At 28.0% G+C, this 14585-nt stretch carries 11 protein-coding genes; 8 read left to right on the top strand and 3 right to left on the bottom strand.

Annotated features, from left to right (window positions below; translation table 11 throughout):
* Positions 1–31: 31 nt before the first annotated feature.
* Genes CRV02_RS02500 through CRV02_RS02520 form a run of 5 tightly spaced genes read left to right on the top strand, consistent with a single transcriptional unit; the run spans position 32 to position 5849 of the window.
* Positions 32–1093 (top strand): hypothetical protein, encoded by a 1062-nt coding sequence (locus CRV02_RS02500; protein ID WP_129089027.1) that lies wholly within the window; start codon positions 32–34, stop codon positions 1091–1093.
* Entirely contained in the window at positions 1086–2219 is a 1134-nt protein-coding gene (locus CRV02_RS02505; protein ID WP_129089028.1) for a hypothetical protein, read from the top strand. The genes CRV02_RS02500 and CRV02_RS02505 overlap by 8 nt, the downstream gene beginning before the upstream one ends.
* 3 nt (positions 2220–2222) lie before the next feature.
* Positions 2223–2933 carry a methyltransferase gene (locus CRV02_RS02510; RefSeq protein WP_129089029.1) on the top strand — a complete coding sequence of 237 codons (711 nt, stop codon included), beginning with the start codon at positions 2223–2225 and terminating at the stop codon, positions 2931–2933.
* A gap of 2 nt (positions 2934–2935) precedes the next feature.
* Complete coding sequence (locus CRV02_RS02515; RefSeq protein ID WP_129089030.1) at positions 2936–3838, top strand: hypothetical protein; 903 nt, start codon at positions 2936–2938, stop codon at positions 3836–3838.
* A 1-nt stretch (position 3839) separates the two neighbouring features.
* Positions 3840–5849, top strand: coding sequence for a 6-hydroxymethylpterin diphosphokinase MptE-like protein (locus CRV02_RS02520; RefSeq protein WP_129089031.1), 2010 nt, complete (start codon positions 3840–3842; stop codon positions 5847–5849).
* A gap of 85 nt (positions 5850–5934) precedes the next feature.
* Here CRV02_RS02520 and CRV02_RS15010 read toward each other — a convergent pair whose 3' ends face one another.
* From CRV02_RS15010 to trmA, 3 genes are all read right to left on the bottom strand, one after another.
* Entirely contained in the window at positions 5935–8115 is a 2181-nt protein-coding gene (locus CRV02_RS15010; RefSeq protein WP_258239212.1) for a flagellin, read from the bottom strand.
* A 165-nt stretch (positions 8116–8280) separates the two neighbouring features.
* On the bottom strand, positions 8281–8481 hold the full coding sequence (locus CRV02_RS02535) for a hypothetical protein (protein ID WP_129089032.1): 201 nt from the start codon (positions 8479–8481) through the stop codon (positions 8281–8283).
* 23 nt (positions 8482–8504) lie between these two features.
* Positions 8505–9626, bottom strand: a complete 1122-nt coding sequence (gene trmA / locus CRV02_RS02540) for a tRNA (uridine(54)-C5)-methyltransferase TrmA (RefSeq protein WP_129089033.1) — start codon at positions 9624–9626, stop codon at positions 8505–8507.
* A gap of 85 nt (positions 9627–9711) precedes the next feature.
* Here trmA and CRV02_RS02545 point away from each other — a divergent pair, with 85 nt between their 5' ends.
* From CRV02_RS02545 to glmU, 3 genes are all read left to right on the top strand, one after another.
* Positions 9712–11271, top strand: a complete 1560-nt coding sequence (locus CRV02_RS02545) for a helicase-related protein (protein ID WP_129089034.1) — start codon at positions 9712–9714, stop codon at positions 11269–11271.
* 61 nt (positions 11272–11332) lie between these two features.
* Entirely contained in the window at positions 11333–13273 is a 1941-nt protein-coding gene (locus tag CRV02_RS02550; protein WP_258239213.1) for an ankyrin repeat domain-containing protein, read from the top strand.
* 6 nt (positions 13274–13279) lie between these two features.
* Positions 13280–14584 (top strand): bifunctional UDP-N-acetylglucosamine diphosphorylase/glucosamine-1-phosphate N-acetyltransferase GlmU, encoded by a 1305-nt coding sequence (gene glmU / locus CRV02_RS02555; protein WP_129089035.1) that lies wholly within the window; start codon positions 13280–13282, stop codon positions 14582–14584.
* Position 14585: the final 1 nt, after the last annotated feature.

The following is a 14585-nucleotide window of genomic DNA, read 5'->3' on the forward strand; positions in this document are numbered from 1 at the left end:
GTGAAAAATAATATTTGAAAATGGCTTAGTAATGGAAATACTTTATAAAAAAAAAGATTCACAACGCTTTTTTAAATATTGGAAGTCTTATTTAGATTCTTACTTGTCAAGTTATAAATATCTATTATTAAATATAGATTATTTTTTATTATATTCAAAGTATTTAATTGATGATAAAAGCTTTGTTGTCTTAGAAAATCAAAAGTGTGTAGGTATTTGCTTTTTACCTATAGAGGAAATAAATGATATTCGTTCAATTTCTATCTCCAATGGATATGTTTTTTCACCACTTTCAATATCTAATCGAATTGAAAAAATTATTTTTAGAGAAATAGACATAATAAGTTCAAGACTAAATGTTCAAAAGATTAATTTTGCAATAGATCCATTAATTTTAGAATATAAAGAGAAGTTTAATAATTTATTAAAATATGGATATATAGATACCTCTACTAGTGACTGTTTGGTAGATTTAAAAGTTCCAAAGGCCGAACTATGGAAGAATCTTCAGAAAAGTTATAAATCATTGATTAACAAGGTACTAAAGGATAACGCTTTTGATATAGTTATAATAGATGCTAGTAATCCAGAGTATATAACTCATGAAAAATATAGAGAACTACATCACAAATGTGCTGGTATGGTAACAAGAAATAAGAAAACTTTTGATAAACAATTTGAAATGTTAGAAAATGATTGTGCAAGTCTAATAGGTCTTAAGTATAATGATGAATTCATTGGTTTTAATTATTTTTTTCATTTTCAGAAAACAGTTATTTATGCTAGTGGCTCAGATGATCCAGAATATGAAAAGTCTAAAATACCAATCTATCATGTAATACTTTGGAATGCAATTAAATATTACAAAAGAAGAAATTTTGAATTCATCCAGTTTTCTCAACCTTGTGGATACAGTAAAGTACAAGGATTTAATGATTACTTAGATAAAAAACAATTAAATATAAGTCATTTTAAGCGAGGAATGGGAGCTAAGATGGTTACCTCATATAGAGGTATAAAATATATTAATAAAGATTTATTATTAGAAGATATAGAACTTTTTAAAAAGTTTGGAGAAGATGAATATGAATGAGTTTTACGATGTTGTATCTATAGGAAGTAGTCCTAAAATCTTTATGAAGCTTTTTGAATATGCTAAAGAAGGTAAGAAAATATTAATTCTAGATAGTGATTCAAACTTAGGAGGAAATTGGAAAACAACAGACTTTGCATCTTGTAAAGGTGTTGAGTACGGTTGTTTTGTTATCCCTAACAATAAAGTAGATTATGATTTTCTAATAAACGAAATGAAAATTGATATGCCTATTTCAGAATATCAACCTTTTACTTTCTATAGAAATAAGAAGTATCCTTTAAATAGTGAATTACTTTATGCCTTATTGGATTACAGAAAGAATAAAAGCTTTAAAAATTCATTCAATATCTTTATATCCTATTTTAAAGAAAAATATAAATCTTATAAAGGGGATTATGTAACAAGATATTTCAAGAAAGGTATTCCTGGCTTAATTGAAAAGTATAATGAAATTATTAAAGATTATAATATTGATGTATATTATAAAGAGAAAGTAAATAATATATTTGTAAATTTTAAAGAAGAAATTGTATATTTAGAATCTGAAAAATTTAAAATTAAAACACCTCAAGTATTAATTGGTTCTGGAATTAATATTGAAAAAATACAAAGTGATAAATTTGACTTTTTTATTTCTAGAAATCAGAATGTACTTAACCTTTTTACTTTTGTTCATTTAAAGATTAAATCAAATAAAAAAGCAGAATATTCATATGTAGATTTAACTCATATATATGGGAATGAGTTAGAAGGTAAACTTTTAGAGAAAGTTGATTTTTTTCAGGAAACAAGAACAAGCTATGATAAGTTTAAAGTAATTTGGAGATTAACAAATATTTCTGATTTTGCAACAAATCTTAAAGAAGATGAGATCTTACTCTCAGTAGATACAAATGGCTGGTTACCAAAAAAGGACCAAGAGATCGAGATGGTGAACATTATACTTGATATTTTAAAGAAGCAGGGCTTATTATTAAGTGATGTGGAATTATTAGAGTTTAACTGGAATAAAAATGAAGCAAGAACTATAGGGGGACTTGAAAAACTTATAACAGATTATTATAGCCCTTATTTACTATCAACAAACTCTTTATTTTTTACAAGAAATCCGAGGGGGAAATAACTTATGGGACAATTTGAAACTTATGAAGAATTAGCAAAAAGTAATAAAAGTACTACTGAAATTGTTGGAAGATACAAAGAACAAGAAAAGGCAGAAAAGTTTATCTTCCCTGATTTACTTAATAAATTAAATAATTTATCAAAAGAAGGTGTCTCTATTTGTGACATTGGATGTGGATGTGGATCTTTAGTAGATAATCTAATAGCTCATGCAGAGAAAAAAAGTAGTAGTTTATTATTAATTGATAGTCAGAGTATGTTAGATAGAATAACAGATAAACCTTTTATTAACAAGGTTTCAGGGAAATTTCCCAGTAATATCAGTAATGTAGATAAAAAGTTTGATGTTATTATTGTTTATAGTGTTTTACAATGTGTTTTCTTAGATGGCAATGTTTTTAATTTTCTAGATAATTGTGTAGATTTGCTTGAAAAAGGAGGGGAACTACTTATTGGTGATATCCCTAATGCTTCAAAAAAGAAAAGATTTTTAAAAACAGAATTTGGATTAAATCTTCATAAAAAAACTTCTACGGTTCCTGTAGATAGGTTAATAAAAGATGACTTTAATAAAATGGCCTTAGATGATAGTTTTCTTCTTATGATTTTGTCTAGATATAGAAATATGGGGTTTGAAACATATATTTTATCCCAAGATAAAGACTTACCATTCTCTTTTACTAGAGAAGATATTCTAATTAGAAAAAATACTTAACTATGAAAAAATATTTTTTATGGAATGAACCAAACTTTTCTAATGTAATATTGACAGATAGCTCTTCTTATATAGAGGACTTTTTCTCAGATATCTTTTATCCTTTTAAAGTAATTTATTTATCACGAGCAAGACATTTTATTCCTTTACTTTTGGATGTAAATAATTTGGGACGAAATAATATAGTATTTACTCAGCCTTACTCTTCACATTGCGTATTATCAAATATTTCTTTACAGTCCACTCCTAGTATTATAAATGGTGATTTTGTAAATGCAAGTATTATATACCATCAGTATGGATACAAAACAGTAGTAAATGAAAAGAATAAATATAATAATATATTATTTGAAGATGCTGTAGATACGATATTTTTAGATACAACTGAAAAAGAGTTATTTCCAAATAATGGTCTTATTTCTATTATTTCATTACCAAAAATAATGAAAATACCTTTTGGTTCAATAGGAGTATTTAAAGATGAAGAAATATATAAAAAAGTTAAATTAAGAATTGAATCAAATGTAAATGATAGTTTTTTAACGAATAGTTTTTATGAGAAGGCTTTAAAAAACCCTTCACATAGAGAAGTATTGCTTAGCCAATATAAGATTCTTTCTCCAAGAGTTGATAATATTGAAAGTTTGTATATTTCCTCAATTAATAGAGTTAAAGAAAATGTAAATTTAATTAAAGATTATTTCTCTATAGAAGAAGACTTTTCTAAAAGGCTGCCATCAAATATCATAATGGATAATCCTTGTCAAGAACAAAGAATCAGTAAATTAATAGACGAACCTTTTCGGAATATATATAATTATAACACTGGTGAAATAATAAAGAAACAACTAATTCCTGTACACTGTGGAGTAGACTGGAAGTTACATTTAAATAAAAGAAGGTAGTATGCAAGAAGTACAAAATAAAGCGATTAAAACATATAATACAAATATGGACTTTTTTAAAACTCATAATCCTGAGTTATATGAACAGATTAAGTTATTTGATTTAGCTTTAAATCTAGAAGAAATAAAGAGTAATTTAGAATTAGAGTATAAAGATAATAAATATTTTGATATTTTGGATGTAAATAATAGTGAATATTTTTATAATGAAAATTCAATTGAATATTCTAAAAGAATTATCAAGAATACTAATAATGACTTAACGATAAGTAGTTTTAAGTCATTTATGGAGTATTCTTTTAGTCAAGATATTGTGGAAAAATCAAAACTATATTCTCCTTTATCTTCTCCATTATTATATAACTCTTCAATAATAAATTATGTAGATGAGAACAGTCCTAAAGATAGATTTTGTAAAGATATTTATTGTTATATGATATTTGGTGTAGGATTGGGATTACATATACCTTTAATAGCTAATAAGCTAAAACCAAAGTTATTATATATAGTTGAACCTTCTTTAGAAACCTTTAGATTATCATTATTTGTAACAGAATATTTTAAGTTAAATGATAATTGTAGGTTAATATTTTCTATTGCTGAGAATAAAAAAATATTTTATGAGAAATTTGCAAGTTTTTTTAGACAAGCTTATATGTATAATCATTATCTAAAATTCTTTTTATTTTCAAATAATTGTAATGTCTATTTAGAGAGTATACAAGTTGCATTAACTTCACAGCCTCATATGTTATTTACCTATGATAGAAAGCTTAAGAGTTTTATGAGAACAATAACGTATTTAAAACAAAATTACAAGTTTTTTGATGTTAAGGAAAATTATCAAAAATCATCATTAGAAGATAAACCTGTACTTATATTAGCAGCGGGTCCTTCTTTGCATAAGAATTTAAACTTTATAAGAGAAAATCAAGGTAAGTTTATTATTATGGCATTATTCTCAATGTGTCCTATGCTTGAAAAGGAAGGAATTGCTCCTGACATCATTACTAACTATGATGAAGCAAGAGATGTTTTTATTAATACTTATAATGAAATAAAAGATAAAAAATATTTTGATAATAAAATTCTTCTTTTTGGTTCTCATGTAAACGAAGAATTAGTTTCTTTACTACCTAAAGATAATGTATATTTCTTTCAAGCAATGTCAGAAATAAAAAAAGGATATAGTTTCTTGTCTTCTCCCTCAATCGGAGAAATGACTTATGCTTTAGCTTTGATTTTTAATCCCAAAGAAATTTATTTGATTGGTTTAGATTTTGCATTTGATCAAGATACAGGGAAGTCTCACTCAGAAGGTTATTTTGACTCTGGACAATTTGAAGCAGATAAAGAGGCTAGTTTAGAAAAGTTTTCTTTTAGAAAAAATGTAATAAAAGTAAAGGGCAACTTTAGAGAGATAGTCGAAACAATGCCAGTATTTAATATTTCAATTAAAGCCTTTAATGGTTTGACAAAAACATTTAATAAAGATAATCATATTCCTGTATATAACTTATCAGATGGAGCTTATTTTGAAAATACTACACCCATAAATGGAAAAGATGTAGATGTTAAATCATTGGTGGATATTAATAAATCTTTTATTTCTCAATATTTAAAAGACTTTCTGAAAAGTCACTCTTCGAGTAGTCTTGATTCTTATGATACAGATATATTAGCAAAAGAGCTTGAAAGCTGCAAAGTATTAAAAGAAGATTTAACTCAACTTCTTTCTAATCAAAAACATTCTTCAGTTGTTAAATATCATCAATCAATTAATCAATATAATATTACATTATCTTTAACTAAATATGAATGTAAGGATTTAATAAAAATTCTTTTTGATTATAATCGATATACATTACCTTATATAATCTATTTATTGAATATGAAAGGTTTAAATAATCCGAAAGCTCATATCAAAAAACTGAACAAGCTATTTGTTGAAAAAGTTATTAAAATAATAGATTTATACTCTACTCAACTAGAAGAACTACTTAAAAAATAAAAAAGGAACAAGGGTTTCTTGTTCCTTTACATTAATGTTTAGAAAGTAAAGTAGTGATTTAAATCACTACTTTACTGATTACTTATTATTGAAGTAATCTAAGAACATTTTGTTGAGTTGCGTTAGCTTGACTCATTGCATATGAACCAGCTTGCGAGATAATATTTTGTTTGTTGAAGTTTGCAGATTCTTGTGCATAATCAACATCTCTAATAATAGACTCAGCAGCTTTTACATTTGTAGCTTGTGTCATTAAGTTTCTAACGGCAGATTCAACTTGGTTTTGAGTCGAACCGATGTCCCCTCTATATCCATTCAGGTCAGTAATTGCATCATCAACTACTTTTTGGAAATCATCAGCTAATTGTTTTGTTAATTCACCTTCTTTTAAGTCAGCAAGTGCACTTAATTGAAGTTCTCCATTAGTAATTCCAGTTCCTTCTATAGAAAGTTTATTACCAGCAGTAGTATCATTATTTGTTACATCAACTTTTCCACCAGTAGTGAAAGTAATATCTGCATCAGCACTTCCTGCTCCTGTTTCTGTAGTACTTCCATTTCCTGTAACAGTAGTTTCAGTACCTGAACCAAATCTTTTTTCTACTGTTAATGAATCTCCTCCAGTAAGGTGTAAATCAACACTTTCTGTAGCTTGGTATTTGTCTCCACCTAAGTATAAGAATTTACCACTCTCTAGAATATCTCTTGACAGTTCATTTGCTGTAGCTCCGTCAGCTGCATCAGCATCACTAAATGTGATAATATCATCTTTTGCAACATTGAATACACCTGTTGCATTTGCAGCAACATCAAATGTTAAAACTGAATCTGGGCCAGCAAAAACATCACTACCACTACCTGCTGCAACTACTTCTTCTGGTGCTCCAGTTGATGCAATTACACTTACACCTCCTATTGTTCCATTAGAAATAGTGAAGTCTCCAGAAGTTAAGTTTGTAGTAGTAAAGTTTGGAGTAGTACCTTCTGTTATCTTAATTGATTCATCATCCATTAAAATAAGGTTACCTGCAGTAAAGTCAGCTTTAACTGAGTATGTACCATCACCATTATCGTTAAACATAGCACTATTATTTAATGCATTGTCTAGCATACTACCTGTAGTAACATTTACAGCTTCAATTGTGTCACCAGCTTCAAAAGCAAGTCCTGTACCACCAGCAACATCTTTAGGTGTTTCAGTAATTTTTACAGAATCTCCTGTATCAATAGCTAAATCTGAGATTGATGTATTTGCAACATAGATTCCAGAACCAGTAGATGTTTCTGTAAATTTACTTGCATCTTTTAATGCTGTATCTAAATCACTACCGTTTGTAACACCTGCTGTAGTATTAGTATCAATTATTTGCCCTGAAGTAATATCAAATGTAGTACCACCATTCCCTGATGTTGAAATTTCAACTGTAGCTGATACATCATCTACACTTGATAAATCTAAAGATTGATTTCTACCTGCATCAGTTACTGTATATGTTCCTGATGCTTCAGTTAAGTTACCAGCAGTAACTGCAGCATCTAAAACTGCTTTAGTATCAGCATTTGCTCCAGAAATAGTCATACCTGCAGTTAATGTTAATGAATCAACATCTCCAGATAGAGTTACATTTTCAATACTATTTGCATCAGCTGAATCAGTACCTTTTAAAGTAATTGCACTTGAAGAAGTAAGTGTAGCTGTTTCACCTTGAGCAAGTTCTGAACCATTTTCATATGTAATTTGAGAACCTAAACCATCAGTATTAGATTGTACTGCTGTATTTGAAATGATATCTCTTTTAGACTCTCCAATTTGGAAAGAAAGTTCACTTGAAACTCCAGTATCTTCTGCACTTTTTTGTAAAAGTACATTACCATTATAGTTAGTTTGCTCAGCAATGTTATCTAATTGCTCAAGTAACTTAACAATATCTTTTCTAATTGATTCTCTACCATCAGCTGATGTAGTATCAGTATTAGCTTGAATTAGTTTAGATTTTACAGTATCAAGAATATTTGATTGCTCTGCCATTGATTTATCAGCAATTTGAAGTAAAGTAACTGCTGAATTACCATTTGCAACACCTTGATTAATAGAAGTAGCTTGAGTTCTTAATTTATCAGCAATTGCAAGACCAGATGCATCATCTGAAGCTTTGTTGATTCTAAGACCTGAAGATAATTTTTCTAATGAATTTTTGATGTTTTTACCAGTATTAACTGCAGATTCTTGTGCAGTAATAGATGATACGTTAGTATTAATTCTCATAATAAATCCTTTTAATTATGACACATTGTAAAATAAGTATTTTACAGCCTTATGTACATTCTTGGATAAACAAGCATAGGATTGAGTCCTTTGGAATCCATTGATCCCTATATAACTTATGGTAAAATTATCACATACCAATTCTTAAAATTAGATTAAAAAATGTTAAGACTTTGATTTTTTCTCAATTTTTTTAATCGCTTCTATAGTTTTGATATTACTAAGAACTCTTTTTTTCATAGCATGCTTTTTTAGATGCTTATTAAGTATCTTTGTATATTTGATATAGTTTCTAGAACCTTTTTCATAACAACAAAGTTTTTTTTGAATTTTTATAATATCTTTTGGTATTGAATTATTTTCCATATTAAATTTTATCCTTTGGCATTTTAAAGCCTCTTTAAGATAACACCACTTTCAATGTGTTCTGTGTATGAAAACTGGTCAAAAAGTGCGAAATTAATTATTTTATGTGTTTTTGTTAACTCTTCCAAGTCACGGTGTAGTGTTTCAGGATTACATGAAATATAAATAATAGTATCAAACTCTTTACTTAAAGCTCTCGTTGTATCATCAAGACCTGCTCTTGGAGGATCAACAAATATTGTTTCAAAATTATATGATTTTAAATCAATATCTTTAAGTCTATTAAACTCTCTTTTTTCTTCTAAGGCTTCAACAAACTCTTCAGCACTCATTCTTATGAAGTCAATATTTGAGATACTGTTTAAAGAACAGTTTGTAAGAGCAGATTTTATAGAGGTTTTTGAAATCTCTGTTGCAAGTACTTTATTAAACTTTTGACTTAAAGGAATTGTGAAGTTTCCACCGCCACAGTATAGTTCACAAAGGTCTTTATCACTTTTTTCAATTTGCCCTAAAACCCACTCAATCATTTTAATATTTACTTTTGTATTTGGTTGAGTAAAGCCACCTTCTTTATATTGGAAGCGAAACTTTTTTTCTTCTATTTCTAAAGTCTCTTCTATAAAGTCTTTACTTAAAATCTCTTTTTGTTTTCTACTTCTTCCAATGATTTTAATTCCAAACTCTTTTTCTATGCTCTTAGCTTTCTCTATCCAATTCTCTTCAAGTTTTCTATGATAGATTAAAGTTACAAGCATATCATTTGTAGTTGAGTTTAAAAATTCACAGGCAAAAAGTTTGAATTTTAGTTCTTCATCATTTTGTATTTTTTCTAAAAGTTTAGGCATTAAACAGGCAATGTCTTTTGAAACAATTTGACAAGATTCTATTTCTAAAGCATTTTTATTAAAGTCATTCATTGCATATGAAATAGTTGGATTATTTTCATTATCAAAGTTTTTCCAGATTCTAAACTCTGCTCTTGTACGGAAGTTTTGTTCTTCACTTTTTATAATATCTATATTTGGAATATCAAATTGTGAAAACTTTTGTTTTTCTCTTTGAACTTTATACTCTAGTTGTTCTTCATAGTTTTTATCATAAAGCGTACAGCTTCCACATTTTCCAAAATATTCACAATTCATTTGTTGTTCTACCTATTTTTAAATTTAATTTATACTATTTTATTTTTTTAATCTGATATTATATTCTATTTACTATAATACGCCCATGAAAGAAACTTTCCAACAACAATTACAAACACTTTTAAAGTGTGATTTAAAACAGCTTTTTCCCCTTGCAAGATCTATGAATAGAAAACTAAAGTTTTTTGTAGGACCAACAAATTCAGGGAAAACATATAATGCAATGAAAGAGTTAAAAGAAGCTAATTCAGGTCTTTATTTAGCTCCTTTAAGGCTACTTGCCCTAGAAGGCCACGAAGAGCTAAAAGAAGCAGGAATTGAAAACTCACTTATAACAGGTGAAGAACAACAAATAAACGAAGATGCAGCTCATGTTTGTTCAACTATTGAGATGCTTGATTTTAATCTTGACGTAGATGTAGCAATTATCGATGAAGTTCAGATGTTAGATGATATAGATAGAGGTTGGGCTTGGGTAAATGCAATCATTGGATGTCCAGCAAAAACTGTTATTATGACAGGATCTGTAAATGCTTTAGATGCTGTTAAAAAAATAGCTTCTTATTTAGGAGAAGAGCTTGAAATTGTAAAGCACAAAAGAAAAACTCCACTACAAGTTATGGAAAGGCACACTTCTTTAGATAACCTAGAACCTGCAACTGCTCTTATTGCATTTTCAAGAATGGATGTTTTAAAACTAAAACAAAAATTACAAAAGAAATACAGAGTTTCTGTTATCTATGGAAATTTATCACCAGAAGTTAGACGGGATGAAGCAAGAAGATTTAGAGAAAGAAAAAGTGATATTTTAATTGCAACAGATGCAATTGCGATGGGATTAAATCTTCCAATTAAAAATATACTTTTTACTACTGATACAAAGTTTGATGGAGTAAGTAGAAGAAAAATATCTGTAAATGAGATAGTTCAAATAGCAGGTCGTGCAGGAAGATATAAACTTTTTGATGCAGGTTTTTTAGGGGCTACTAGAAGAGATGTTTTGTCTTATATCAAAGAAGAGTTTGAGCAACCAGTTGCAACAATTAAACCTCCTTATAAAGTTAAAATTTCAACGGAACAATTACTAGAATTAAGTAATCATATAAAAACAAAATCATTGGTTAAAATTTTAAAGTTTTTTAAAACAAATATGAAATTTGATGGTCCTTTTATAGCTTCAAATATTTCATCTTTGATTGAGGCTTCAACTATTGTAGATAAAAGAGAAAAATTAGATTTGGAAGAGAAGTATTTATTAGCACAAGCTCCTATTACAACTAAGTCAAATATTATTCTACAAGCCTATGAAGCTTATATCGCAGCAGTTATTAAAAACAAAATTTGTAGGTACAAACCTTCTATTACATTACCTAAGAAAGCAATAACTCAAAAAGATTTACTACTTGTAGAAGATGAAGTAAAAAAGATATCTTTATACCTTTGGCTTTCTTATAAGTTCCCAAATATTTTTGTTGACTACGAAAAAGCTTTAATTTTAAGAAACTCTTTTAATTCATTTATTGAAAAATCATTAAAAAGTAACCTAAAAGTAGAAAGAAGGGATGATAAGAAAAAGTTCTTCAATCCACGAAGAGATAATCAAAAAAAACCACGTAGAAATTCACGAAGAGAAAGAAGAAGATAATTAATAAATTTTTTGGTAAAATAAATCCTTTAGGTAAAAGGCAAAACTTGAGGAAACTTATATGTTAGGTATGTTCAAAGGTGACAATACAGAAGCACTCCATAAGGAGCTTCTTAAGAACTATATTGATGAAAAGAAAGTACAATCTTTAATAAATAGTGGCGTAGATATCAATAAAAAAGATGCGAAAGGTAGAACTTTATTATTTGAATTAGCTGCAAAAAGAAGAATTGAATCAATAAAAATATTAATCAAAAATGGTATAGATATTAATGCTGAAGATAATTATGGAAAAACAGTATTAAGTGAAGCTGCTGATAAGATGGATGGAATGATGATTAGATTCCTTCTTGATAATGGATCTTCTGTAAACCATATAAATTCATCAGGAAGAACTGTACTACAAGATGCTGCCTTAGAAGAGAATGATAAAGTATTTAAAATTTTGATGGCTCACGAACCGGATCTTTCTTTAACTGACCATTATGGAAGAACTGTTCTTTTTGATGCGGTTGAAGGTGGAAACCTAGAGATTATAAAAGAAGTTGTAAATAATATAGATGATATAAATATTACAGATAATAACGGACAAACAGTACTTTTTCACTCTGTATTAAAAGATAATGATAAAATCACAAAATACTTAATCTCAAACGAAATAGATGTAAATGTTTTAGATAAAAAAAGACAAAATGCTTTATTTAATGCAATAGTTTTAGGTTCTCAAGCTATTTCTACAATTGAAGCTTTACTTGAAGCTGGTGTAAAACTTAATATTAAAGACCATGCTGATAAAACTCTTTTAGATGAAATTTTAAAAATACTTGCAATCTCAAAACTTGATGATATCAAAGTTGAAGGTAAATATAGATTTGTATCTGCTGATAGAAACTATTTAAAACTAACAGGGTTTTTAATTGATAATGGACTTGCTATTAATAGAACAGATTCAGAAGGAAAAACTGTTTTATACAAAGAGGTTGAAAGAGAAAATTATGATACTATAGATTTCCTTTTAGCTTCAGGAGCTGATATTAATGCTCAAGATAATGAAGGAAGAACTGTTCTTTTTGATGCTGTTTTAAAAGGTCCTTCAAATATGAATATGATTGATCATTTAATAGAAAATGGAGTAGATATTGATCATAGAGATTATTCAGAAAGAACTATTATTGATGATTTATGTGAAGCAATTTTAATCACTCAAAGTAATAAAAAGCCTACTTTAAAAAGATTTTTAGAATTAAAAGAAACAGAAGACTATTTTGTTTTACTAAAGAAAATGCTTTTATTTAAACCAAAAATAAATCAACCAAAAGCAAATGGTAGAACACTTATTTTTGAATTAGTAAATGAAAATAACTTAGAACTTATTAAACTAATAGTTAATGCAGGAGCTGATTTAAATGTTGAAGATTATGATGGGGCAACACCTTTATCATATATGATTGACAATGGTCTTAAAATCACAAGACAAAGAGAAAAAGAGCTATTTTTAGAAAGACTTGTTTTTTTACTTAAGTTTAGAGTAGAAATAAATACTGTTGATAAAGATGGAAGAACTATTTTCCATAAAGCAGTAATGGCTGATGATATTGAAGTAGTAGAAAAACTATTAAGTAAAAAAACAAATCTTGATATTAGAGATAAGCAAGGAAGAACAGCACTTCATCATACGCAATGGAAAGGTAATTATAAAATTGCAAGACTATTGATTTCTGCGGGAGCTGATATAAATGCAGCAGATTATGCAGGTTTTACAATTCTTAATTATGCTGCAATTTTAGGACACACAAGATTAGTTGTAGTATTGATTGCCTCTGGTATTTTAATGTATAACCATAGAAAAAAGAGTAAATCAGTAGCTAAGTTCTTTAAAGAAAGAGAAGCAAATTTAGATAAATTAATCAATGCAAATTTAACTGATGAAAAGATGAAAAGAGCTTTACAAGAAGTTGTAGATAATCTAAAAAAAGAAATTAACGACGCATTAGAGGGATAATAATAAATGTCAAATAAATCAATTATAATTTTAGCAGCTGGAGCTGGAACTAGAATGAAATCAACAACACCAAAGGTTTTACATAAAATCTCTGGTAAACCTATGTTATATTATTCGATAAAAGAGGCTTTAACAATTAGTGATGATGTGACAGTTGTACTTTACCACCAAGCACAAAGAGTACAAGAAGAGATGGAAAAGTATTTTACAAATATTAATTTTGTAATTCAAGACCATGAAAACTATCCAGGTACTGGTGGAGCAGTTATGAATATAACTCCTAAGTATGAACAAACACTAGTTTTAAATGGAGATATGCCTTTAATTCAAGCTAGCGAATTAGAAAAATTTGATATAGATGCAACTATTGTTATGTCAGTACTTGAGTTAGAAGATGCAAATGGATATGGTAGAGTTGTAATTGAAAATGATAGTGTTCAAAAAATAGTTGAACAAAAAGATGCAAATGAAGCTGAACTTAAAATTACAACAGCAAATGCGGGAATTTACCAATTTGATACAAAGTTTTTATTAGAAAATCTACCAAAACTTTCAAATGATAATGCTCAAAAAGAGTACTATATTACTGATTTAATAGAAATGGCAATCTCTCAAGGAAAAGTTTTAAAACCAATTGTAGTAAGCGAAGAGAACTTTAAAGGGGTTAACTCTAAAGTTGAATTAGCTGATGCAGAAGTAATTCACCAAAATAGAATAAAAAAAGCTTTTATGGCCCAAGGTGTGATTATGAGATTGCCTGATACTATTTATATAGAAGAGGGTGTTCAAATTGAAGGTGAATCTATCTTGGAAAATGGAGTTACTCTTCTTGGAAACTCTAAAATTGTAAATTCTCATATTAAAACAAATACAGTAATTGAAGACTCTATTTTAGTAGATTCTGATGCTGGACCAATGGCAAGAATTAGACCAGGAAGTGAACTTGATTCAACTCATATTGGAAATTTTGTAGAGACAAAAAAAGCAAAATTAAATGGTGTAAAAGCAGGACACTTAGCATATCTTGGTGATTGTGAAATTGATGAGGGTACAAATATAGGTTGTGGAACAATTACTTGTAATTATGATGGCATCAATAAGTATAAAACAATTATTGGTAAAAATGTATTTGTAGGAAGTGATACACAATTTGTAGCTCCAATAACTGTAGAAGATGATGTTCTTATTGGTGCTGGAAGTACTGTAACAAGTGATTTAAAAAAAGGACAACTTTATACAACTAGAGCTAAAAAAAGAGTTGTAGAAAGTTATTTTTATAAACATTTTAATCAAGAAAAGACAGAAAAGTAGA

This window comes from Arcobacter sp. CECT 8989, assembly GCF_004116715.1.
Taxonomy (GTDB): domain Bacteria; phylum Campylobacterota; class Campylobacteria; order Campylobacterales; family Arcobacteraceae; genus Halarcobacter.